The sequence below is a fragment of the Pseudomonas sp. PS02302 genome (genome assembly GCF_029959585.1).
Classification (GTDB): domain Bacteria; phylum Pseudomonadota; class Gammaproteobacteria; order Pseudomonadales; family Pseudomonadaceae; genus Chryseomonas; species Chryseomonas aestiva.
Window position 1 is genome coordinate 72,379 of the sequence record NZ_JASCON010000004.1, and the last position, 22,077, is coordinate 94,455.

Here is a 22,077-nt window from a genome sequence, read left to right on the forward strand (position 1 = left end):
GCTACGGTGCTGTTGGGCTTCGCTGCGCTCAACCCAACGGCGCCGAGGTCAAGGCATGTGAGGTGGCGACGGTGTGACTCAGCCGCCCAGATAGGCCTTGCGCACGTCCGGGTTGGCCAGCAGCTCGGCGCCGCTGTCCTGCATGACGATGCGGCCGTTCTCCAGCACGTAGCCGCGGTCGGCCAGCTTGAGCGCCTGGTTGGCGTTCTGCTCGACCAGGAACACCGTCACCCCGTCCTGGCGCAGTTGCTCAATGATCTCGAAGATCTGCTGGATGATGATGGGCGCCAGGCCCAGCGACGGCTCGTCGAGCAGCAGCAGGCGCGGCTCGCTCATCATCGCCCGGCCGATGGCGAGCATCTGCTGCTCGCCGCCGGACATGGTGCCGGCGCGCTGGGCATAGCGCTCCTTGAGGCGTGGGAAGAGACCGAGGACCTTCTCCAGCTGGCGGTCGTAGGCGGGCTTGTCGGTGAAGAAGCCGCCCATGGCCAGGTTCTCTTCCACGGTCAGGCGGGCGAACACCCGGCGGCCTTCCGGCACCACGGCGATGCCCTTGCGCATGATCTGCGCGGTTTCCTGGCCGACCAGTTCCTCGCCTTCGTAGCGGATGCTGCCGCTGTGGGCGCGCGGGGAGCCGCAAAGGGTCATCAGCAGGGTGGACTTGCCGGCCCCGTTGGCGCCGATCAGGGTGACGATCTCGCCCCGGTTCACCTGCACGCTGACGCCATGCAGCGCCTGGATCTTGCCGTAGAAGGTGGAGACGTTGTCGAACTGCAGCATGGTGGTCTCCATCAGGATTCGCCCAGGTAGGCCTTGATCACGTCGGGATTGTTGCGGATCTGCTCCGGCGTCCCGTCGGCCAGGGGGGTGCCCTGGTTGATCACCACGATGTGGTCGGAAATGCTCATCACCAGGTGCATGTCGTGCTCGATCAGGAGCACGGTCACGCCGTGCTCGGCGCGCAGCAGGGCGATGAGCGCCTTGAGGTCCTCGGTTTCGCGCGGGTTGAGACCGGCGGCCGGCTCGTCGAGCATGAGGATCTGCGGGCGGGTCATCATGCAGCGAGCGATTTCCAGGCGGCGCTGCTGGCCGTAGGCGAGGTTGCCGGCGTTGCGGTTGGCGAATTCGGTGAGATTGACCTGCTCCAGCCAGAAGCGCGCGTAGTCCATGGCTTCGGCTTCGCTCTTGCGAAAGGCCGGGGTCTTGAACAGCCCGGCCAGGAAGCCGGTGTTGAGGTGGCGGTGCTGCGCCACCAGCAGGTTTTCCACCGCGGTCATTTCCTTGAACAGGCGGACGTTCTGGAAGGTGCGCACCACGCCCTTGCGGGCGATCTTGTGCCCGGGCAACCCCTGGATGGCTTCGCCATTGAGCAGGATCTCGCCGCCGCTGGGTCGGTAGAAGCCGGTCAGGCAGTTGAACACCGTGGTCTTGCCGGCGCCGTTGGGACCGATCAGCGAGACCACCTGGCCCTGTTCCACGCGGATGTTGACGCCGTTGACGGCCAGCAGGCCGCCGAACCTCATGGACAGGCCGGAGACATCGAGAAGGGCTTGGCTCATTTGCGCAACTCCAGGTGCGGGCGTTGCATCGGGAGCAGGCCTTGCGGACGCCAGATCATCATCACGACCATCAGCAGGCCGAACATCAACATGCGGTATTCGCTGAATTCGCGCATCAGCTCCGGCAGCAGGATCATCACGATGGCCGCGAGGATCACGCCGAGCTGGGAGCCCATGCCGCCCAGCACCACGATGGCCAGGATGATGGCCGATTCGATGAAGGTGAAGGATTCCGGCGACACCAGGCCCTGGCGCGCGGCGAAGAAGCTGCCGGCGAAACCGGCGAAGCAGGCGCCCAGGGTAAAGGCCGAGAGCTTGATCAGCGTGGGATTCAGCCCCAGGGCGCGGCAGGCGATCTCGTCTTCGCGCAGGGCTTCCCAGGCGCGGCCGATGGGCATGCGCAGGAGGCGGTTGATCACGAACAGGGTCAGCAGCACCAGCAGCAGGGCGATCAGGTAGAGGAAGATCACCTTGTATTCGGAGTTGTAGGGGATGCCGAAATACTCGTGGAAGGGCGTCATGCCCTCCGGGGCCCGGCGTTCGAAGGTCAGGCCGAACAGGGTCGGTTTTTCGATGCCGCTGATGCCGTTGGGGCCGCCGGTCCACTGGGTGAGGTTGCGCAAGAGGATGCGGATGATCTCGCCGAAGCCCAGGGTGACGATGGCCAGGTAGTCGCCGCGCAGGCGCAGCACCGGGAAGCCGAGCAGGAAGCCGAACAGCGCCGCCATCAGCCCCGCCAGCGGCAGGCAGACCCAGAAGCCCAGGCCGTAGTAGTGGGAGAGCATGGCGTAGGTGTAGGCGCCGACGGCATAGAAGCCGACGTAGCCCAGGTCGAGCAGACCGGCCAGCCCCACCACGATGTTCAGGCCGAGGCCGAGCATCACGTAGATGAGGATCAGGGTGGCGATGTCCACCGCGCCGCGCGAGCCGTAGAAGGGCCACACCAGGGCGATCAGTACCAGGCCGAGGATCACCCAGCGCTGGGTCTTGGGTTCGGTGAGCTTGGTGCCCAGGCCGGTGGCCGGCAGGTGCAGGCCGCCACCGCGGCGCCAGCCGGCGGTGAGCGGGTCACGCACCAGTTGCCAGACGAACATCAGTACCGCGGCCAGGGCCACGATCCAGAGGGTGCGCGGCGGGGCGCCGTGCACTTCGAGGTTGACGCCCACCGTCTCCAGCTTGAGGCCGAGGATGGGATAGGCGACGGCCAGCACCAGCAGGGCGCTGAAGAAGGCGGTTCGCAGACGGGCACTCATACCTTTTCCACCTCCGGGCGACCGAGGATGCCGGTGGGGCGGAACAGCAGCACCAGCACCAGCAGGCTGAAGGCCACCACGTCCTTGTACTGGTCACCGAAGACGTCGGCGCCAAAGGCCTCGGCCACGCCCAGCACCAGGCCGCCAAGCATGGCGCCGGGGATGCTGCCGATGCCGCCGAGCACGGCGGCGGTGAAGGCCTTGATGCCGGCCAGGAAGCCCAGACTGGGGTTGATCACGCCGTACTGGATACCCAGCAGCACCGCGGCCACTGCGGCGAGGGTCGCACCGATGACGAAGGTCAGGGCGATGATGCCGTTGGTGTTGATGCCCAGCAGGTTGGCCATCTTGATGTCCTCTGCGCAGGCGCGGCAGGCGCGGCCCAGGCGGGAGCGGGAGATGAACCAGGTAAGGCCGAACATGGTGAGCAGGGTGACGATGAAGATCAGCACCTGCACATAGGAGATCACCACGCCGTTCATGGCGTCGGTGCCGATGATGAAGTTGCCCGGCAGCAGGTTGGGGATCGACTTGTCCTTGGAATCCTGGGCCAGCAGCACCCAGTTCTGCAGGAAGATCGACATGCCGATCGCCGAGATCAGCGGGATCAGCCGGTTACCGCCACGCAAGGGGCGATAGGCGATGCGTTCGATGCTGTAGCCGTAGGCACTGGCGATGATGATGCTGGCGCCAAAGGCGGCGAGCATGACGATGGGCAGGCTGTGGATACCCAGCATGGCCAGGCCGGCGATGGCGATGAAGGCCACGTAGGAGCCGATCATGTACACCTCGCCATGGGCGAAGTTGATCATGCCGATGATGCCGTAGACCATGGTGTAGCCGATGGCGATCAGCGCATAGGTGCTGCCGACCGTAAGGCCGTTCACCAGCTGTTGCAGGTAGTGGTAGAACTCGGGCATGGGTGTCTCCAGGGGACCTTGGTGCACTTCTGGTGCGGGTCCCAGGCCTCGGATGGAGGCGGATAAACGAAGCCCACCGCCGTTGGCGGTGGGCTCCGGTGTTACAGGCAGGGCTTACTTGGCTTCAGTCTTGGTGCCGTCGGCGTGCCATTCGTAGACCACGAACTCGAAGTTCTTCAGGTCGCCTTTCTCGTCGAACGCCAACTCACCGGTGGGGGTGTTGAAGGTGTTGCTGCGCAGTGCCTTGGCCACGTCCTCGGGCTTCTCGTCGCCCGCCTTCTCGATGCCTTCGGCGATGACCTGCACGGCGGCGTAGGAGGGGAACACGAAGGGACCGCTCGCATCCTGCTTCTTGTCCTTGAACGCCTGCACCAGGGCCTGGTTCTTGGGATCCTGGTCGAAGGAGCGCGGCAGGGTGACCAGCAGGCCTTCGGAGGCCTTGCCGGCGATGGCGGAGATGGAGCTGTTGCCCACGCCTTCCGGACCCATGAACTTGGCGGTCAGGCCCTTCTCGGCCGCCTGACGCAGGATCAGGCCCAGCTCGGGGTGGTAGCCGCCGTAGTAGACGAAGTCGACGTTGGCCTGCTTGAGCTTGGCGATCAGCGAGGAGAAATCCTTGTCGCCGGAGTTGATGCCCTCGAACACGGCGACCTTGACGCCGGCCTTGTCCAGGGTCTGCTTCACCGCGGTGGCGATGCCTTCGCCGTACTGCTGCTTGTCGTGGATGACCGCGACTATCTTCGGCTTGACGTGCTCGACGATGAACTTGCCGGCGGTCGGGCCCTGCATGTTGTCCAGGCCGATGGTACGGAAGATCAGCTTGTAGCCACGGTTGGTGATGTCGGGGCTGGTGGCCGCCGGGGTCACCATCAGGATGCCTTCGTCCTCATAGATGTCGGAGGCGGGCTGGGTGGAGCTGGAGCAGAGGTGGCCGACGACGAACTTGACGCCATCGTTGACGATCTTGTTGGCAACCGCCACGGCCTGCTTGGGATCGCAGGCGTCATCGTAGATCACGCCTTCGAGCTGCTTGCCCTTGACGCCGCCGGCCTTGTTGATCTGCTCGATGGCCATCTGGGCACCAATGAACTCCATGTCACCGTACTGGGCGACCGGACCGGTCTTGGGGCCGGCCAGACCGATCTTCAGGGTGTCGGCTGCCAGGGTGTGGCTGGCCATGCCGGCCAGGGCCAGGGCCGCGACCAGGCGGGAGAAACGCAGAGTTGCCTTTTTCATGAGTGCTCCACTCGGAATGCTTTTATTAATGAGGCAGTTGGAAGCGAAAATGTGCCGATTTTGTTCTTTATGACGCGCCGCGCAGTTTAATCACCGTCTGTTCGTCTTGGAAAGCTGGCGACGACAACTTGTCGGATCTGTGGCCCGTGCGTCCGGGCGCTCGGCAAGCGGGGAGGGCAACGGTAGAATCCGCCCTTTTCGCGAGGCCCGCACCATGACCGATCACGCAACGCGCTACGCCACCCTGCTCGGGCAGACCGCCGCCATCGGCTGGGAAGAATTGCAACCGCATTTTGCGCGGGGCGTGCTGCTGGAAGTGGCACCCGAGCTGGACCTGATCGAAGCGGCCATCGCCGTGACCCAGGACGATGCCGCCCGGGTGGGTCTGTGGCTGCAGCAGGGCCGACTGGCCAAGGTCGACGAAGACCGCGCGCGGCGCCGACTGGAGGCGCCCGAGGTGCCCCTGTGGGCGGTGGTGGTGGCGCCCTGGGTGCTGATGCAGGAGCGTCCGGCCGAACGCTGAAACGCAAAGGCCCGCGCAAGGCGGGCCACTGCTAAAGGGCGTGGCTCAGCGTTCGCTGTCGAGATCGCGGAGCTGGTGTTCGCCGTAGCGATCGCCGGCCACGGCGTCCGGCGGCAGCAGCCGTTGCAGTTCGGCGCGATCCGCAGCGCTCAGCGTCACCTCCAGCGCGCCGAGGGATTCGTCGAGCTGCTCGCGGCGGCGGGCACCGACCAGTGGCACGATGTCGTCGCCCTGGGCGGCGACCCAGGCCACCGCCAGCCGGGCCGGGGTGGTGCCCCGGTGTTCGGCGAACTGCTTCAGGCCTTCCACCAGCGCCAGGTTTTTCTCCACGTTGCCCGGCTGGAAGCGCGGACTATGAGCGCGGAAGTCGCCGCTGCCCGAGGGTTGGCGCCAGTGACCGCTGAGCAGGCCACGGGAGAGCACGCCATAGGCGGTGATGCCGATGCCCAGGTCGCGGCAGGTTGGCAGGATCTCCGCCTCGATGCCGCGCGAGACCAGCGAATACTCGATCTGCAGGTCGCAGACCGGATGCACCGCGGCGGCCCGCCGCAGGGTCTGGGCGCCCACCTCGGAAAGGCCGATATGGCGGATGTAGCCGGCCTGCACCAGCTCGGCGAGGGCGCCCATGGTGTCCTCGATGGGCACCTGGCGATCCAGCCGTGCCGGGCGATAGATGTCGATGTGATCCACACCCAGGCGCTTGAGGCTGTAGGCGACGAAATTCTTGATCGCCGCCGGCCGGGTGTCGTAGCCCAGCCACTCGCCGCCCGGACCGCGCAGGGCGCCGAACTTGACGCTGATCAGCGCCTGGTCGCGCCGACCGCGCAGGGCTTCGCCCAGGAGCAGTTCGTTGTGGCCCATGCCATAGAAGTCACCGGTGTCGAACAGGGTGACGCCGCGTTCGAGGGCGGCCTGGACGGTGGCGATGGCCTCGCCTCGGTCGGCGCTGCCATAGAGATCGGACATGCCCATGCAGCCCAGACCAAGGCTCGATACCAGGGGGCCCTGCTGGCCCAAGCGACGCTGTTGCATGAGGGATTCCTCGTCAGGTGAATGAGGCTTCACTCTAGCCAGGATGACGCTGTGCGATAATCCGGTCTCGACACAACGACCTGTTCGCTCAGCCGTACAATGGAGGCGCCTTGAATCTGGATGACCTGGCGGCCTTCGCCGCCGTGGCCGAGGCCCGCAGCTTTCGTGGCGCCGCCTATGTGCGCGGCGTGGCGGCCTCTTCCCTGAGTGATGCCGTGCGGCGGCTGGAGCGGGAACTGGATGTCCGGCTGCTGCACCGCACCACCCGCAGCGTGACGCCCAGCGCGGCCGGCCAGCGTCTGCTGGAACGCCTCACCCCCGCGCTGCGCGAGGTGCGCGGCGCGCTGGACGCCATCAATGCCGAGGGTGAGAGTCCGGTGGGGAGCCTGAGGCTCAATGTGCCCACCATCGTCGCCCGCGTGCTGCTGCCGCCGCTGATCGGCCCTTTCCTGGCCCGGCATCCGGGCATTCGCCTGGAGGTGGTGGCCGAGGACCGGCTGATCGACGTGCTCGCCGCGGGTTTCGATGCCGGGGTGCGCTACGACGAGCACCTGGAGGCGGACATGATCAGCGTGCGACTGGGCCCGGTCACCCAGAGATTCGCCGTGGCCGGAACCCCTGCCTACCTGGAACGGCACGGCGTACCGGCACACCCCGCCGACCTGGTCCGGCATTCCTGCATCGGGCATCGCTTCGCCAGCGGCCTGGTGGCGCAGTGGAGCTTCGAGCGCGGCAGCGAGGTCCGCAACGTCACGCCGGGCAGTCGCCTGCTGGCCTCGGCGCTCGATCTGGAGCTGCAGGCCGCCCTCGACGGCGTCGGCCTGATCTATTCCTTCGCCGACTATCTGGCCGAGCCCCTGGCCGACGGTCGCCTGGTGGAAGTGCTGGCGGACTGGTCCACGTCCTTTCCCGGTCCGCGGCTCTACTATGCGGATCGCCGCCAGCTGCCGGCCCCGCTGCGGGCCTTCGTGGCCTTCTTGCGCGAGCGTCACGGCTAGGCGATCACGCGGGGCGCCGCTACCCTGAGCGCCAGTCCGCCGCCTGGAGCCGCCATGACGTCCCTGTTCATCCGCCTGGTACCGTGCCCATGATCATCGGCACCGCCGGCCACATCGACCATGGCAAGACCGCCCTGATCCAGGCCCTCACCGGGGTCGCCGGTGACCGCCGCCGCGAAGAGCAGGCACGCGGCATCACCATCGACCTGGGCTATGTCTATGCCGATCTGGGCGACGGCGGTCTCACCGGTTTCATCGACGTGCCCGGTCACGAGCGCTTCGTGCACAACATGCTGGCGGGCGCCAGCGGCCTGGATCTGGCCCTGCTGGTGGTGGCGGCCGACGACGGCGTCATGCCGCAGACCCGTGAGCACCTGGCGATCCTCGAACTGCTCGGCATTCCCCGGCTGCTGGTGGCCCTGACCAAGGCCGATCGGGTGGATGCCGAGCGACTGGCCGAGGTGCGTCAGGACGTCAGTGCGCTGCTGGCCGCCGGCCCCTTTGCCGGGGCGCCGCTGTATCCGGTGGCCAGCCCCAGCGGCGTGGGCATCCCCGAATTGCGTGCCGCCTTGCTCGCGGCCCTGGACCAGGTGCGCCAGCGCAACACCCGCGGCGGCTTTCGCCTGGCCGTGGACCGGGTGTTCAGCGTCGCCGGGGCCGGCGTGGTGGTCACCGGCACCGCCTTTGCCGGCCAGGTGGCCGTCGGCGACGAACTGCTGCTCACCCCGCGCGGGCAGCGCCTGCGGGTGCGGGGGCTGCACGCCCAGAATCGCGCGGCGGAAACCGCCCAGGCTGGTCAGCGGGTGTCGCTCAATCTTGCGGGCGAGCGGCTGAGCACCGACAGCCTCGCCCGCGGTGACTGGCTGGTGGCCGAGGCGCTGCACGCGCCCACCACCCGGATCGATGTGGAACTGCGCCTGCTGCCTGGCGAGGCGCGCAACCTGGCGCACTGGACGCCGGTGCATGTGCACCTGGGCGCCCAGGATCTCACCGGTCGCGTCGCCCTGCTGGAAGGCGACAGCCTGGCCCCCGGCGCCATGGCCCTGGCACAGCTGGTACTCAATGCGCCGCTGCACGGAGTGCATGGCGATCGCCTGGTGCTGCGCGACCAGTCCGCCCAGCGCACCCTGGGCGGCGCCCGGCTGCTCGATCCCTTCGCCCCGGCGCGCCATCGCCGCACGCCCCAGCGCCTGGCCCAACTCCAGGCCCTGCGTCGGGGCGGTCTGGAAGAGGCGCTGCCCGAACTCCTGGCCCAGGCCGACGGCGGTCTCGATCCGCGATTGCTGGCCCGGCAGTTCAACCGGCCCGAAGGCGACTGGCAATTGCCCGCCGACACCCTGAGGATGGAGACGCGGATCGGCCCGCGGCTGTTCGCGGCGGCGCTGTGGCAGACCGCGCTCGAGCGCCTGGGCGTGGCGCTGGCGACCTTTCACCATGAACAACCCGACGAGCTGGGTCCCGATCGGGATCGCCTCCGCCGCATCGCCGCACCGGAATTGGAGCGGGCCGTCTATCTGGCCCTGCTGGAGACGGCCCTGGCCGAGGGGCGATTGCAGAGCAGCGGTCCCTGGTTGCACCTGCCCGATCACCGGGTTCGCCTCACCGAGGCGGAGGAGGGGCTCAAGACCCGCCTCTGGCCGCTGCTGGAGGCCCAACGCTTCGATCCGCCCTGGACCCGCGATCTGGCCAGAAGTCTGGATCAGCCCGAGGCCGAGGTGCGGCTGCTGCTGCGCAAGCTGGCCCGGCTGGGGGAACTGACCCAGGTGGTCAGGGATCTCTTCTATCCCCAGGCGAGTCTGGAAGCCGCGGCCGGCGAGGCATTGCGCCTGGAGCGCGAAGCGGGGATCATTCGCGCCGCGGCCTTTCGCGATGCCCTCGGCATCGGTCGCAAGCGCAGCATCCAGATCCTCGAATGCCTGGATCGCATCGGTTTCACCCGTCGCTTCGGCGACGAGCGCCGGGTCCGCCCGGACAGCGCCTGGGCCCGCGCGGCCAAGGGCTAGTGCAACAGAGGAAGGCAATCACGCCCGGTGGCGTGGCCGGGCTTCAAACCCGGTTGGGGACGGCAGCCGTTCCCGGGTGGGTTCGACTCCCACTGCCTTCCGCCATTTTCCGCTGTCAGTGCCCATCCGTCTGGTGATGGATCACCGCGCCCTCCCGTTGCAACTCCCGCAGAAACCACTCGGCCGCCCAGAGGTGTTCGGGCATATAGAGACCCGCCGGCAGGGGTCCACCGCCCGCCAGGCCCAGCACCCGCTCCAGCGACAGCACCAGCCCGAGGGCAGTCAGCGAGGCCTGCCCCTGGTTGAATTCCAGCACGGCGCGTGCGCCGGTGGTCTGGCCGTCCCTTTCACCGCTCACCCTGACCGCGATCTCGGCCGCCGTTTCCGCGCCCCGCCGCCGGCTGGAGGACTCGCCCATGGCGATGTCGAAGCGGAGCTCCGGGGCGGCGGTGGCGGCCCGGAGACTGAGCAGATCGATGGAGCCGAAGGCCGTGGCGGCCAGCGTGCGACCGTCCAGCGCCGTGACGCTGCCCTGCAGGTCGGCCCCGCTCAGCCAGGCGCGGCGTCCATGATGGAAGGCCAGGGCAGCGGGCGCCGTGCTGTGCACCCGCTCCATGTCCTCCCAGGCCAGGGGACCGGCCGGGTCCGCCTCATCCAGCAAGACCTCTATACCGATGGCCGCGACCCGGGTGAAGCGGCGGGCGAGATCGAGTGCCAGCGCCAGGGCGGCGCCCGAGGCCCAGTGGCTGGACAGCACCAGGGCATGGGCGCCGGGGCGGTGCATGAACTGGGCGACCTCCGGCCCCAGTTCGGTGACGCCGGTGTTGGCATTGAGATAGGGGATGCCCAGGTGCTGGGCGAGGCGCAAGCCGTGCAGGGCCTGATCCGGTGCCAGCATGAGCATGGCTGCCGGGGTGAGGGCGGGATCCAGTCCCAGCCCCGGCTGGTCGAGATCCAGGCGCACCGCCCGGGCCTGGCCGGCGGCCTGGGCGACATCCTCGGCCGTGGCGAGGTTGCGGCCGCCGACCAGCAGCGGCCAGTCAGGCTGGCGCTGGCGGAACCAGTGGACGGCCTGGCGGCCTACGGTGCCCGAACCGCCGGCAAAGAGTATGGGTTGCAGTGGCATGATGCTGTCCTCTTCGTTGCAGTGCTGAGGTTCCGGAGACCGCACAGCCGATTGCCACGGGCTGTTCTCCGCATTAACCTACCATGTGTAGGTTCCAGTTCAGGATTAACCTACCTTTAGTAGGTTTGCAAGAAGACGTGACCAATGGCAGCGCGATCCACCCCTGAAAAACCGGTCTCCGAAGGGACCGGACGGCGTCTCTCAAAGGCAGCCCGGCGTCAGCAATTGCTGGACACGGCGCGGGTCATCGTTCGGGAAGAAGGCGCGGATCGCCTGACCCTGGGCTATCTGGCCGTGCAGGCGGGCGTCTCCAAACCGGTCGTCTACGAGCATTTCGGTACCCGCTCGGGGCTGCTCATCGAGCTCTATCGCTGGCTCGATCTGGCGCAGATGGATGCCTTTCGCCAGGCCATGACCGCCCGGCAGCAGGGCGCCGAAGAAGCCACCGCGGCGCTGGCCGAGGGCTACATCCGCTGCGTGACCGACATGCAGGGTGAAGTCGGCGTAGTGGCGGCGGCGCTGGCGGGGAGCGAGGAAAAGACCGCGGTGTACCAGGAGTTGCTGGAACATGGCACCCAGATGGTGGCGGCGGTGCTCACGCCGCACAGCAAAAGACCCACCGCGGAGTTGCAGGTGTCCTGCATCGGTCTGGTCGGCGCCGGCGAGGCCCTGGCCGCGGCCGTGGTGCGCGGGGCACTGGGCGAGCGCGAGGCCATCGAGGCCTTCACCCGCCTGGTGCGCGCGGTGCTGTAGCCGGCGGCGCTAGTAGACGTCCTTCAGATAGCGCTTTTGCTCGCTCATCCCGCGCAGGTACTCGCTGGCGGCCTCGTCGCTGAGGTGGCCATGGGTCGCCACCACCTGGCGCAGGGCCTGGTCGACGTCCTTGGCCATGCGGCTGGCGTCGCCGCAGACATAGACGCGGGCGCCGTCCTGCAGCCAGCGCCAGACGTCGGCACCGCGTTCACGCAGCCGATCCTGCACATAGATCTTTTCGGCCTGGTCGCGGGAGAAGGCCAGGCTCAGTTCGTTCAGCAGGCCATCGCGCTGGAAGGCTTCCAGTTCGTCGCGGTAGTAGAAGTCGTGGGCGGCGTGCTGCTCGCCAAAGAACAGCCAGTTGCGGCCCTGGTCGCCTCGGGCGCGACGCTCATGGAGAAAGCCGCGGAAGGGCGCGATGCCGGTGCCGGGGCCGATCATGATCAGCGGGACGTCGCCCTGATCCGGCAGGCGGAAATGGCGTGAAGGCTGGATATGCACCTCGGTGGTGGCCGCGCCCAGGCGGTCGGCGAGAAAGCTGGAGGCCACGCCCTTGCGCTTACCGTAGCGCACCGCCGAGACGGTAAGGTGCACCTGGCCGGCATGGGCCAGGGGGCTGGAGGCGATGGAGTAGAGGCGTGGCTGCAGGCGCTTGAGGCTGCCGAGCAGTTCGCCGGCGTCGTGGCGGGCGGGAAAGCGGGCCAGGACATCGGCCAGTTGCCGGCCCCAGAGCCAGGTCTTGAGTTCGTCCCGGTCGCCCAGCAGAGCGCGGCACTCGGCACTGCCGCTGCGCTCGGCGATCAGCGCCAGGGTCTCGGGGTTGGGGCGGGCGATCTCGTAGTGTTCGCTCAGCGCCTGGCGCAGCGACAGCTCGCCGACCTTGGCCACGGCGACCGGCTGTTCGCCGTCCAGCCCGGCGAGGGCGAGGATCTCTTCGACCAGCTCCGGGCAGTTGCGCGCCTTCACGCTCAGGGCGTCGCCGGCCTGGTAGGCCAGAGGCTGATCGGATTCGAACCCGAATAGCCGCACCTCCTTGTTGGACCCGGCGCTGTTGAGTCTCCGGTTGATGACCAGTCGCGCAGGCACCGCCGGCGGGCGGCTGGTCGTGGTCGGATGGGTGACGGGCACGTGCTCGGCCTGGGGCGCCAGCTGCCCTTGCAGGGCGGTCAGCCAGGCGTCGGCGCCGTCGAGGCCATCGGCGTCGCAGTCCAGGCGTGGGCAGAGGCGCCGGGCGCCAAGCTCGGCCAGGCGGGCGTCGAGGCGCTGGCCATGGCCGCAGAATTGCTCGTAGGTGGAATCGCCCACGGCCAGCACGGCGTAGTCCAGGTCCGTCAGGGAAGCGTCGAGCCGACTGAGGCCCTGCCAGAAGGCCTGACCATTGTCCGGCGCTTCGCCATCGCCAAAGGTGCTGCTCACCAGCAGGACGCGACGGGCACCGGTCAGGCGTTCCACGGCATAGGCGGCCATGTCGTGCAGCTCCACGCTGAGACCGGCCTGGCACAGGCGGGCGACGCAGCGCTCGGCCAGGGCTTCGGCGTTGCCGGTCTGGGAGGCCCAGAGCACCACCAGATCGGCCGGCGCGGTGGGGGATATGGCCAGGCCGGCAGTCTGGCTTTCCGGCAGGCGGCTGAACAAGCCGGCGAGCAGGCCGTCGAGCCAGAGGCGGGTGTCGGCGGCCAGCGGCGCCTGGGCCGGCAGGCAGGGCACGCCCTGGGTCGCGCCGTCGCGCAGGCCGTCCATGAAACCGGCCAGGTAGGTGCGTTCGGCCGCGCTGAGCTGAGGCCGTACCGCGGTCGCGACCCCGGTGAGCTCGGCCAGCCGCGCCAGGGCGGGCAGCCGGGCGCTCTCCGTGACAGGCTCGTCGGCCGGCAGCTGGCGATGGGTAATGGTGGCGACGCGGGTCAGGCGCACGGCGCAGACCTTGAGTTCCGGTTGCAACGAGAGCGGATCGACGGCGTCGCTGGTGACGGCGTTGATGGCCAGGTCGCTGCCCTGCACGTCGGCCCAGTGAAAGGGCGCGAAGCAGTTGCCGGGCTGGACCCGGTCGCTGATGGTCACCGGCAGCACCGCGCGGCCACGGCGTGAGGTGATCTCCAGGCGGTCGCCCTGCGCCAGGCCCAGCGCCTGGGCGTCCTGGGGATGCACTTCCACGAAGGGTGCCGGATTGAGGCGGTTCAGGGCGGCGATCTTGCCGGTCTTGGTGAGCGTATGCCACTGGTGCTGCAGACGCCCGGTGTTGAGCACGAAGGGGTAGTCGGCATCGGGCAGTTCGGCCGGGTCCAGGTGCGGACGGGCGAAGAACTGCGCCTTGCCGCTGGGGGTGGCGAAGTTGAGCGCAGTCGGTTCGCCGGTTTCGTCCAGGCGCAGGGTCTGGCTGCGGCCGTCGTTGCGATAGCGGATCGGCTGGCGCGGATCGCTCTCTGCGCCGGGGCAGGGCCATTGCAGCGGTGTCTCGCGCAGCCGGGCATGGCTGGCGCCGCGGATGTCGTAGCCGGTCTGGGGATTGTGGAATTGCCGGATCTCGTCGAACACCTCGGCGGCCGAGGTGTAGCTGAAGTGTTCGCCATAGCCCAGGGCGCAGGCCACGTCGGCGATGATCCGCCAGTCGGCGCGGGCCGCGCCGGGCGGGGTGACGGCCTGGGGCGCCAGGGTCAGGTTGCGCTCGGAATTGATCATGACCCCGTCGGCCTCGGCCCAGAGCGCGGCGGGCAGGAGGATGTCGGCGTAGCTGTTGGTCTCGGTGTCGAGAAAGGCGTCCTGGGTGATCACCAGTTCGGCGGCCTGCAACCCGCGGATGACCGTCTCGCGGTTGGCCACGCTGGCCACCGGGTTGGTACAGATGATCCAGCAGGCCTTGACGGTACCGGCGGCCAGGTCCTCGAACAGGGCGACGGTGCCCTGGCCCAGGCGGGTGTGCAGGGTGCCCTCCGGAATGCCCCAGGCCCGCTCGACGAAGGTGCGGTCGGCGGCGGACAGCAGGCTGCGCTGGCCGGGCAGGCCGGGCCCCATGTAGCCCATCTCGCGCCCGCCCATGGCATTGGGCTGGCCGGTCAGGGAAAAGGGACCGCTGCCGGGGCGGCAGATCCTGCCGGTGGCCAGGTGCAGGTTGCACAGGGCATTGGTGCTCCAGGTGCCGTGGGTGCTCTGGTTCAGGCCCATGGTCCAGAGGCTGGTCCATTCGCCGGCCTCGCCAATCCAGCGCGCGGCGGTGCGGATGTCCGCCTCGGCCAGCCCGGTCCCCGCGGCCACCCGTGCCGGACTGTAGTCGGCGAGAAACTCGGGCATGGCCGCCCAGCCTTCGGTATGGGCGGCGATAAAGGCTTCGTCTACATGGCCCTCGGCGTGCAGCAGATGCAGCAGGCCGTTGAGCAGCAGCAGATCGGTGCCCGGACGCAGTTGCAGGAAGAGATCGGCCTTCTCGGCGGTGGCGGTGCGCCGCGGATCTATCACGATCAGCTTGGCGCCGCGCTTGACCCGATCCAGCAGCCGCAGAAAGAGGATGGGATGACAGTCGGCCATGTTGGCGCCGCTGACCAGGAAGAGGTCGGCGCGGTCGAGGTCGTCATAGGAGCCGGGCGGACCGTCGGCGCCGAGGGACAGCTTGTAACCGGTGCCGGCACTGGCCATGCACAGACGGGAATTGGATTCGAGCTGGTTGGTGCCGATGAAACCCCGCGCCAGCTTGCTCGCCAGGTACTGGGCTTCCAGCGACAGCTGCCCGGACACATAGAAGGCGATGGCGTCGGGTCCGTCGCGGTCGAGGATGGCGCGCAGGCGTTCGGCGGTGGCGGCGATGGCCTGGTCCAGCCCGGTCTGCACCGGTTCGTGGGAACGGTCGTGGCGGACATAGGCCTGCTCCATGCGTCCGCTGTCCACCAGCGCCTGGTGGCTGGTGCTGCCCTTGGTGCAGAGCCGGCCGCGATTGGCGGGGTGGTCGCGATCGCCGCTGACCTTGGTGATCCGGCCGTCTTCCACCTGCATGACGATCCCGCAGCCGACGCCGCAGTAGGGGCAGACGCTCTTGATGTGGGTAGTGGCCATGGCAAGGATCCTTCGAAAACCAGAAAGCGAAAAGGCGCCGGTCGCACTCCCCGGAGGGAGGCGAACACGGCGCCTTTGTCGTGAAAGGAAGCGATCGGCGTTGACCGCTCCATGCTGAGGATTTAGCAAGGCTCGCGCCAGCTTGGCCCGGCGCGCGCGAGGGGCGCATTCCTACTGCTCTGGCGGGGTGCCGGTGGCGCTGGCCGAGGCCACGGCGGTGGGGGTCGCGATGCGCCGTGACGGGGCAGGCCGGCCCGGTCTTGCACCGTTGTGGTTCTGCTCGGCGGGCGTTCGGGCAGCCTCCGGCAAGCCACTCGGCAGGCCGCAGCCCGCGCCAGCGGCGGATCTTCGGGCGATCAGGCGGAACTGGCACAGCCGATGCAAAAGCCCTGACAGACCCGCACATTCGGGTCGCCCGGTCGATCAACGGCGATCGACAGCCACCGCAGGCGACGGGCATGGAGCAGAGCCAAGGGCTCCTCCCTACCAGAACAGGCAAAGGCGCCTGAGACCGCAAGGTTTCAGGCGCCTTTTTATTTGCCGCGAATCAACCTGATTGGCCTCGGCCGGGGGATAGCCTCCATGAACAGCATCGTGACCCGCAAAGAACGCCTGATCGTCGTCGGCAACGGCATGGTTGGCCATCACCTCGTCGAGCAGCTGCTGGCGGCCGGCGCCCTGGACCACTACGAGATCCATGTCTTCGGCGAAGAGCGTCAGCGCGCCTATGACCGGGTCCATCTCTCCGAGTACTTCGCCGGTCGCGACGCCGAATCCCTGGCCATGAGCGAAGCCGGCCTCTATGCCGTGCCCGGCCTGGTGCTGCATCTGGGCTGCGCGGTAACCGCCATCGACCGCGAGCAGCGCGAGGTACTGACGCCCGAGGGTGCCTTTGGCTACGACCGCCTGGTACTGGCCACCGGCTCCTATCCCTTCGTGCCGCCCATCGAGGGCGCCGAAGGCGACTCGCGCCTGGTCTATCGCACCCTGGACGACTTGGACACCATCCGCCTGGCCGCCGCCAGGGCGCACCGCGGCGTGGTGGTGGGCGGCGGCCTGCTCGGCCTGGAAGCGGCCAATGCGCTGAAATCCCTGGGTCTGGAGGCCCATGTGGTGGAATTCGCCCCGCGGCTGATGCCGGTGCAGCTGGATGACCTCGGTGGCGCCGCGCTCAGGCAGCGCATCGAAGACCTGGGCGTGGGCGTGCATCTGTCCAAGGCCACCCAGAACATCACCGCCGGCAGCGAGTATCGCTACCGCATGAACTTCGCCGGCGAGGATTTCCTCGAGACCGACCTGATCCTGTTTTCCGCCGGCATCCGGCCCCAGGACGCCCTGGCCCGCAGCTGCGGCCTGGAACTCGGCGCCCGCGGCGGGGTGGCGGTGGACAACGGCTGCCTGACCAGCGATCCCTTCATCCATGCCATCGGCGAATGCGCCGCCTGGAACGGCAGCATCTTCGGCCTGGTCGCCCCGGGCTACCAGATGGCGCGCCTGGTGGCCGCCACCCTCTGCCACGGCCAGGCCACGCCCTTCACCGGCGCCGACATGTCCACCAAGCTCAAGCTGCTGGGCGTGGACGTGGGCTCCATCGGCGATGCCCACGGCGCCACTCCGGGTGCGCGCAGCTATCGCTACATCGACGAAGCCAGCGCCAGCTACCGGCGCCTGGTGGTCTCCGCCGACGGCAAGCAGGTGCTGGGCGCCGTGCTGGTGGGCGACAACAGCTACTACGACACCCTGCTGCAATACGCCCAGAACGGCATCCCGCTGCCCCAGGATCCGGCCAGCCTGATCATGCCGGTGGGCGAGGGCGCCCCGACCCTGGGCGCCGATGCCCTGCCGGCCACCGCGACCCTCTGCTCCTGCCACAACGTCACCAAGGGCGCGGTCTGCGCCGCCATCGACGCCGGCTGCACCGAACTCGCCGGCATCAAGAGCTGCACCAAGGCCGCCACCGGTTGCGGCGGCTGCGCGGCGCTGGTCAAGCAGGTCTTCGAGCACGAGCTGATCGCCCGCGGCGTCGAGGTCGACAAGAGTCTCTGCGAGCACTTCGCCCATACCCGCCAGGAGCTCTATCACCTGGTGCGGGTGGCAGGCATCCAGAGTTTCGACGAGCTTCTGGCGCGCCACGGCCGCGGCCAGCATGGTTGCGACATCTGCAAGCCGGCGGTGGCCAACGTCCTGGCCTCCTGCTGGAACGCCCCCATCACCGATCCGCACCTGGTGCCGCTGCAGGACACCAACGACACCTTCATGGCCAACATGCAGAAGAACGGTACCTATTCGGTGGTGCCGCGCATCCCGGGCGGCGAGATCAGCCCGGAAGGCCTGATCGCCATCGGCCAGGTGGCGAAGAAATACGATCTCTACACCAAGATCACTGGTGGCCAGCGCATCGATCTCTTTGGCGCCCAGTTGCACGAATTGCCGGACATCTGGGGCGAGCTGATCGCCGCCGGCTTCGAGACCGGTCACGCCTACGGCAAGTCGACCCGCACGGTGAAGAGCTGCGTGGGCAGTACCTGGTGCCGCTACGGCGTGCAGGACAGCGTCAAGATGGCGCTGGACATCGAGCACCGCTACAAGGGCCTGCGCGCGCCGCACAAGCTCAAGTTCGCCGTCAGCGGCTGCACCCGCGAATGCGCCGAGGCGCAAAGCAAGGACATCGGCGTGATCGCCACCGAGAACGGCTGGAATCTCTATGTCTGCGGCAATGGCGGCATGCGCCCGCGGCATGCCGAGCTGTTCGCCACCGACCTGGATGACGAAACCCTGATCCGCTACATCGACCGGCTGCTGATGTTCTACATCCGCACCGCCGACCGCCTGCAACGCACCTCGGTGTGGCGCGAGTCGCTGGAGGGCGGGCTGGACTACCTCAAGCAGGTGATCATCGAGGACAGCCTGGGCCTGGGCGCCGAACTGGAAGCCCAGATGCAGCTGGTGGTGGATCGCTACGAATGCGAATGGGCCAATGCTCTGAACGATCCCGACAAGCTCAAGCGCTTCCGTACCTTCGTCAACCAGCGCGGCAGCGACCCGGACATCCACTTCGTCAAGGAGCGCGGCCAGCGTCGGCCGGCACGCCATGGCGAACTGCAGCTGATCAACCTGACCGAGGAGGCCTGACCATGACCCAGACCACTACCGCGCGTGCCCTGGAAACCCGCTGGCAACCCCTGTGCAGCCTGGCCGATCTGGTACCCCAGTCCGGCGTGGTGGCCTTGCACGAGGGTGAGCAGGTAGCGCTGTTCTACCTGCCGGAGACCGAGCAGAAGGTCTTTGCCGTGGGCAATCGCGATCCCAAGTCCGGCGCCAATGTCATCGGTCGCGGCATCGTCGGCCAACTGGGCGCGGATCTGGTGATCGCCTCGCCGTTGTACAAGCAGCACTTCCGCCTGGCGGACGGCGGCTGTCTGGAGTATCCCGAGCAGGCCTTGCCCACCTGGACGGTGCGGCTGAATGGCGAGTGGGTGGAGATCGCCTGAGGCGGGCTTCACCCTCACCCCAACCCTCTCCCGGAGGGAGAGGGGGCGGTCCGGAGCGGGGCGGGGCTTCGCGCGTAGCCTGGACAACGGCGCCGCCTTGTCCGGGGTCCTCGCCAAACACCGCGATCCCCACTGTTGCACCTGCCGCAGTGCAGCATTGCGCAATCGGGCTCCGTTCGGGGCGGCGAAGTGACTTCCGGGGGACGATACTCAAGGAGCGGGGACGCTGTCTGCCGATCCTGGCCATCGTCCCGCGGGAGGTCACCATGCGCCTGACAAGAACAATTCGCTCCGCGCTGTTCATCGCCCTGCTCTCGGCCCTGGCCGCTATCGCCCTGCTGGAGGGCTGGCGCGCGCAACCGGTGGGCGAACTCACCCTGCGCGCCGATCCGGTCTGTACCCATGGGTATGCGCCCTATGGCTGCTATCCGGTTCCGGCCCGAGGGGGCGATCTGGGGTGGCTGGAGCGCCTCTAGGTCGTCAATCCGCCTGCAGTTCGGTTGCCAGCAGCGCTGTCAGCTCGCGACCAGTCAGGGCGGGACCGAACAGGCCCCCCTGGACCTCGTCGCAATGCTGCGCCCGCAGCCAGGCCAACTGGCCGGGCGCCTCCACCCCCATCGCCGTCACCCTGAGGCCCAGGGTTCGTCCCAGGCCGATCAGTGCCTGGGCGATGGCGGCATCGGCCTGCTGATCTTCCAGGCGCGCGACCAGACGACTATCCAGGCTGATGCCATCCAGCACGGGTTGGCGTAGCGAATCGAGGGCGCCTGAGCCTCGGCCGAAGTCGGCCAGACTCAGGCGCACGCCCAGCGCCTTGAGCGGCAGCAACATCGGGGCGCTGTCTGCCTGCAACAGCGCCTCGGGCAGCTGCAGCTCCAGGCGTTCCGCTGCCAGGCCGCTCGTCTGCAAGGCGCGGGCGACCGTCGCGACCAGGGCCTCGCCATCAGCGCACGGGCGCGCGGACAGACCGACGACCAGCCGCAGCGGCGCGGGCCAGGTCGCGGCAGCCTGACAGGCGTTGTCCAGCAGCCAGAATTCCAGGGGAACGCTGAGTCCGGTCTCTTCGGCCAGGGGCAGGAAGACCTCCGGCGACAGCAGGCCGCGCCGCGGGTGGGCCCAGTGCAACCGCACCTCGATGCCGCTCAGCCGGCCCTCGGCGGCGCTCCGCCGGGGCAGGTAACCCAGGCGCAACTGGTCGAGCGCCAGCGCCTGGCGCAGCTCCTGTTCCAGGTCACGCCGCTGGCTGAGCTGGGCGTCCATCGCCGGAGCATGGAAGCACCAGCCGTTGCGGCCCGCGGCCTTGGCCTGGTACAGCGCGATATCCGCCAGGCGCAGCAGGTCCTCGACCTGGCTGGCCTGCTCCGGCGCCTGGGCGATGCCGATGCTGGTGCCTACGCTGACCGACTGCTCCTCCAGCAGGATGGGTCGGCCGATGGCGTTCACCAGCCGCGCACAGATCTGGTCGACGGTCGCCACGTCCAGCTGACCGAGCAGCACCACGATGAATTCGTCGCCGCCCAGGCGCGCCACCAGGCCGCCGGGTCTCAGACTGGCCTGCAGACGCCGGGCGATTTCCTGCAGCACCCGATCGCCGGCGGCGTGGCCGAGGCTGTCGTTGACCGGTTTGAAACGATCCAGATCCAGGCTGAGCAGCGTCAGCGGGGTTTTGGCTTGCGTCAACTTGCGCGCCAGGTAGTGCTGCAATTGCAGGCGATTGGCCAGGCCGGTCAGGCTGTCGTGTTGCGACAGGTGTTCGATTTCCGCCTGGGCATTGACCGCGGCGGTGATGTCACTGGCGGTGCCGCGAAAGCCCGCGCCCTTGGGCAGCGGCCGGGCGGTGATCTCACAGACCCGGGAATGACCCAGACGGTCGCGATAATGACAGCGCAGCACCTGGCGCTCGTCGAGCTGGCGAGCGTTGCCCTGGAGCCAGGCGGCCAGCGGGGTCGTCTCGCTGCTGAACAGCTCCGCCAGCGGCCGTCCGAGCCAGCTGCCGGGTGTGTGCCCGGTGATGCGGGCGAAGCGTTCGGACAGATAGGTGATGCGGCCCGCGGCATCGCTTTCCCACAGCCAGTCGGAGGCGGCCTCGGCGAGTTCGCGAAAGCGCTTTTCGCTGCGGCTCAACTCGGCCTGGCCGGCCACCAGGGCATCGAATTGCTGGTCGAGCTGCCGCGCCGAATTCAGCGCGTGGCGGATCAGCAGGGCCAGCACCAGGCCGAGCAGCAGCACCCCGGCCAGGAAGACCGGCAGGGTGCGACGCAGGAGCTGGGCGCCGGGTTGCGGCGGTTGCCAGTTGAGCAGCAGCGGTGAATCCAGCAAGCGCAGCGTTTCGTGATCGACCAGGGGCACCCGCGACGCCTCGAGTCGCGGCAGACCGTAGGTATCGCTGAGATGGGCCAGGGTGTCCGGATCGAGCACGTTGACGAACAGCATCACCGAGGGCGCGCCGGGGCCCGGGGCCACGCTGTAGCTCGCGCCCGGCGTGATGGTGGCCGCGGCGACCAGTGCCGGGACGCCGCCCACGCCCAGCACCCGCACCAGACTCTCGGTCTCGCCAGGGCGCTGGCGGGTGGCCGCCAGCAGGCCGGCCAGATCGCCTTCGAGCCACTGCGCGGCCGCGCGCTGCGTCGGCCGGCCATTGATCACCGCGTAGACGGTACGATCCTGCGGATCCAGCACGAAGACCCCGTTATAGCCATAGAGCTCGTAGGGGATGTCGCCGACGTTGCGCTCGTCGTTGGCCCAGAAGAGATCGACCGCCAGGTGCAGATGCTTGTAGGCCTCGCCCCACTTGGCGTAGTTGATGATGTTGTGGCCGATCTCGTTTTCGACCTGCACCAGGGTGCGCTCGATATAGGTCCGGGCGCGTTGCTGGACGTCGGCGTCCTGGCTGGTGGCGGTCCTGATCAGCAGGTAGCAGCCGAGGCCGAGTAGGATCGGCAGGGCGCAGATGACCGGAAAGAGGCGCAGCAACAGATTGTGGCTGCGGCGGGTGGCGACGGGTGTGGACGACATGTTGAACCTGGGCGGCGCTGGACGACAGTCAGGATTCCCGCGAGGTGGCCAAGGACGGCGCGAGGGGTGCTGGCCTGCGGCCATTATCCGTCACCCTCACCCAGCTGTCTGCTCGCGGCCTGACCAG

Annotated in this window: 16 protein-coding genes and 1 tRNA gene; 8 read left to right on the forward strand and 9 right to left on the reverse strand. The window is 68.3% G+C overall.

Annotated features, from left to right (window positions below; all coding sequences use genetic code 11):
• Positions 1-78 precede the first annotated feature (78 nt).
• The 5 genes from QMX82_RS02645 to QMX82_RS02665 form a co-directional block, all read right to left on the reverse strand.
• Positions 79-780, reverse strand: a complete 702-nt coding sequence (locus tag QMX82_RS02645) for an ABC transporter ATP-binding protein (protein WP_208694381.1) — start codon at positions 778-780, stop codon at positions 79-81.
• An 11-nt stretch (positions 781-791) separates the two neighbouring features.
• Positions 792-1,559 (reverse strand): high-affinity branched-chain amino acid ABC transporter ATP-binding protein LivG, encoded by a 768-nt coding sequence (livG, locus tag QMX82_RS02650; RefSeq protein WP_133859890.1) that lies wholly within the window; start codon positions 1,557-1,559, stop codon positions 792-794.
• A complete protein-coding gene (locus tag QMX82_RS02655; protein ID WP_282281114.1) occupies positions 1,556-2,812 on the reverse strand; it encodes a high-affinity branched-chain amino acid ABC transporter permease LivM in 1,257 nt (418 codons plus the stop codon). Before QMX82_RS02655 ends, livG begins: the two co-directional genes overlap by 4 nt.
• Positions 2,809-3,732 (reverse strand): high-affinity branched-chain amino acid ABC transporter permease LivH, encoded by a 924-nt coding sequence (gene livH / locus QMX82_RS02660; protein WP_007159571.1) that lies wholly within the window; start codon positions 3,730-3,732, stop codon positions 2,809-2,811. The genes QMX82_RS02655 and livH overlap by 4 nt, the downstream gene beginning before the upstream one ends.
• Positions 3,733-3,846: 114 nt before the next feature.
• Positions 3,847-4,968 carry a branched-chain amino acid ABC transporter substrate-binding protein gene (locus tag QMX82_RS02665; RefSeq protein WP_133859888.1) on the reverse strand — a complete coding sequence of 374 codons (1,122 nt, stop codon included), beginning with the start codon at positions 4,966-4,968 and terminating at the stop codon, positions 3,847-3,849.
• Between the two features lie 214 nt (positions 4,969-5,182).
• Between QMX82_RS02665 and QMX82_RS02670 the strand changes: the two genes are divergently transcribed.
• Complete coding sequence (locus QMX82_RS02670; RefSeq protein ID WP_282281119.1) at positions 5,183-5,491, forward strand: DUF2288 domain-containing protein; 309 nt, start codon at positions 5,183-5,185, stop codon at positions 5,489-5,491.
• Positions 5,492-5,536: 45 nt separating this feature from the next.
• On the opposite strand, the gene QMX82_RS02675 is transcribed toward QMX82_RS02670, so the two are convergent.
• Positions 5,537-6,523 carry an aldo/keto reductase gene (locus tag QMX82_RS02675; protein WP_282281120.1) on the reverse strand — a complete coding sequence of 329 codons (987 nt, stop codon included), beginning with the start codon at positions 6,521-6,523 and terminating at the stop codon, positions 5,537-5,539.
• A gap of 110 nt (positions 6,524-6,633) precedes the next feature.
• On the opposite strand from QMX82_RS02675, the gene QMX82_RS02680 reads away from it, so the two are divergent.
• From QMX82_RS02680 to QMX82_RS02690, 3 genes are all read left to right on the forward strand, one after another.
• A complete protein-coding gene (locus QMX82_RS02680; RefSeq protein ID WP_282281122.1) occupies positions 6,634-7,521 on the forward strand; it encodes a LysR family transcriptional regulator in 888 nt (295 codons plus the stop codon).
• 89 nt (positions 7,522-7,610) lie between these two features.
• Entirely contained in the window at positions 7,611-9,524 is a 1,914-nt protein-coding gene (gene selB / locus QMX82_RS02685) for a selenocysteine-specific translation elongation factor (RefSeq protein WP_282281124.1), read from the forward strand.
• Between the two features lie 9 nt (positions 9,525-9,533).
• Positions 9,534-9,629 (forward strand) — tRNA-Sec (locus QMX82_RS02690).
• Positions 9,630-9,639: 10 nt separating this feature from the next.
• Here QMX82_RS02690 and QMX82_RS02695 read toward each other — a convergent pair.
• Complete coding sequence (locus QMX82_RS02695) at positions 9,640-10,650, reverse strand: hypothetical protein (protein ID WP_282281126.1); 1,011 nt, start codon at positions 10,648-10,650, stop codon at positions 9,640-9,642.
• A 144-nt stretch (positions 10,651-10,794) separates the two neighbouring features.
• On the opposite strand from QMX82_RS02695, the gene QMX82_RS02700 reads away from it, so the two are divergent.
• The gene (locus tag QMX82_RS02700; protein ID WP_282281128.1) at positions 10,795-11,403 is read left to right on the forward strand and encodes a TetR/AcrR family transcriptional regulator; all 609 of its coding nucleotides are present in this window, start codon (positions 10,795-10,797) and stop codon (positions 11,401-11,403) included.
• Between the two features lie 9 nt (positions 11,404-11,412).
• Here the strand turns inward: QMX82_RS02700 and QMX82_RS02705 are convergent, their stop codons facing one another.
• A complete protein-coding gene (locus tag QMX82_RS02705) occupies positions 11,413-15,444 on the reverse strand; it encodes a bifunctional nitrate reductase/sulfite reductase flavoprotein subunit alpha (RefSeq protein WP_282281133.1) in 4,032 nt (1,343 codons plus the stop codon).
• A 582-nt stretch (positions 15,445-16,026) separates the two neighbouring features.
• On the opposite strand from QMX82_RS02705, the gene nirB reads away from it, so the two are divergent.
• The 3 genes from nirB to QMX82_RS02720 all read left to right on the forward strand — a co-directional run bounded on the left by nirB (position 16,027) and on the right by QMX82_RS02720 (position 19,411).
• A complete protein-coding gene (nirB, locus tag QMX82_RS02710) occupies positions 16,027-18,576 on the forward strand; it encodes a nitrite reductase large subunit NirB (protein ID WP_282281135.1) in 2,550 nt (849 codons plus the stop codon).
• A 2-nt stretch (positions 18,577-18,578) separates the two neighbouring features.
• Positions 18,579-18,935 carry a nitrite reductase small subunit NirD gene (gene nirD, locus QMX82_RS02715; RefSeq protein WP_282281137.1) on the forward strand — a complete coding sequence of 119 codons (357 nt, stop codon included), beginning with the start codon at positions 18,579-18,581 and terminating at the stop codon, positions 18,933-18,935.
• Positions 18,936-19,201: 266 nt separating this feature from the next.
• Positions 19,202-19,411, forward strand: a complete 210-nt coding sequence (locus QMX82_RS02720) for a hypothetical protein (protein WP_133859878.1) — start codon at positions 19,202-19,204, stop codon at positions 19,409-19,411.
• 4 nt (positions 19,412-19,415) lie between these two features.
• Here QMX82_RS02720 and QMX82_RS02725 read toward each other — a convergent pair whose 3' ends face one another.
• The gene (locus tag QMX82_RS02725; protein WP_280310520.1) at positions 19,416-21,950 is read right to left on the reverse strand and encodes a bifunctional diguanylate cyclase/phosphodiesterase; all 2,535 of its coding nucleotides are present in this window, start codon (positions 21,948-21,950) and stop codon (positions 19,416-19,418) included.
• Between the last annotated feature and the right edge of the window lie 127 nt (positions 21,951-22,077).

Coding starts and splice junctions, on each gene's coding strand:
- QMX82_RS02645 (WP_208694381.1), bottom strand. CDS start 780: ATGCTGCAGTTCGACAACGTCTCCACCTTCTACGGCAAGATCCAGGCG.
- QMX82_RS02725 (WP_280310520.1), bottom strand. CDS start 21,950: ATGTCGTCCACACCCGTCGCCACCCGCCGCAGCCACAATCTGTTGCTG.
- QMX82_RS02695 (WP_282281126.1), bottom strand. CDS start 10,650: ATGCCACTGCAACCCATACTCTTTGCCGGCGGTTCGGGCACCGTAGGC.
- livG (WP_133859890.1), bottom strand. CDS start 1,559: ATGAGCCAAGCCCTTCTCGATGTCTCCGGCCTGTCCATGAGGTTCGGC.
- QMX82_RS02705 (WP_282281133.1), bottom strand. CDS start 15,444: ATGGCCACTACCCACATCAAGAGCGTCTGCCCCTACTGCGGCGTCGGC.
- nirD (WP_282281137.1), top strand. CDS start 18,579: ATGACCCAGACCACTACCGCGCGTGCCCTGGAAACCCGCTGGCAACCC.
- QMX82_RS02655 (WP_282281114.1), bottom strand. CDS start 2,812: ATGAGTGCCCGTCTGCGAACCGCCTTCTTCAGCGCCCTGCTGGTGCTG.
- QMX82_RS02720 (WP_133859878.1), top strand. CDS start 19,202: ATGCGCCTGACAAGAACAATTCGCTCCGCGCTGTTCATCGCCCTGCTC.
- selB (WP_282281124.1), top strand. CDS start 7,611: ATGATCATCGGCACCGCCGGCCACATCGACCATGGCAAGACCGCCCTG.
- livH (WP_007159571.1), bottom strand. CDS start 3,732: ATGCCCGAGTTCTACCACTACCTGCAACAGCTGGTGAACGGCCTTACG.
- QMX82_RS02700 (WP_282281128.1), top strand. CDS start 10,795: ATGGCAGCGCGATCCACCCCTGAAAAACCGGTCTCCGAAGGGACCGGA.
- QMX82_RS02665 (WP_133859888.1), bottom strand. CDS start 4,968: ATGAAAAAGGCAACTCTGCGTTTCTCCCGCCTGGTCGCGGCCCTGGCC.
- QMX82_RS02675 (WP_282281120.1), bottom strand. CDS start 6,523: ATGCAACAGCGTCGCTTGGGCCAGCAGGGCCCCCTGGTATCGAGCCTT.
- nirB (WP_282281135.1), top strand. CDS start 16,027: ATGAACAGCATCGTGACCCGCAAAGAACGCCTGATCGTCGTCGGCAAC.
- QMX82_RS02670 (WP_282281119.1), top strand. CDS start 5,183: ATGACCGATCACGCAACGCGCTACGCCACCCTGCTCGGGCAGACCGCC.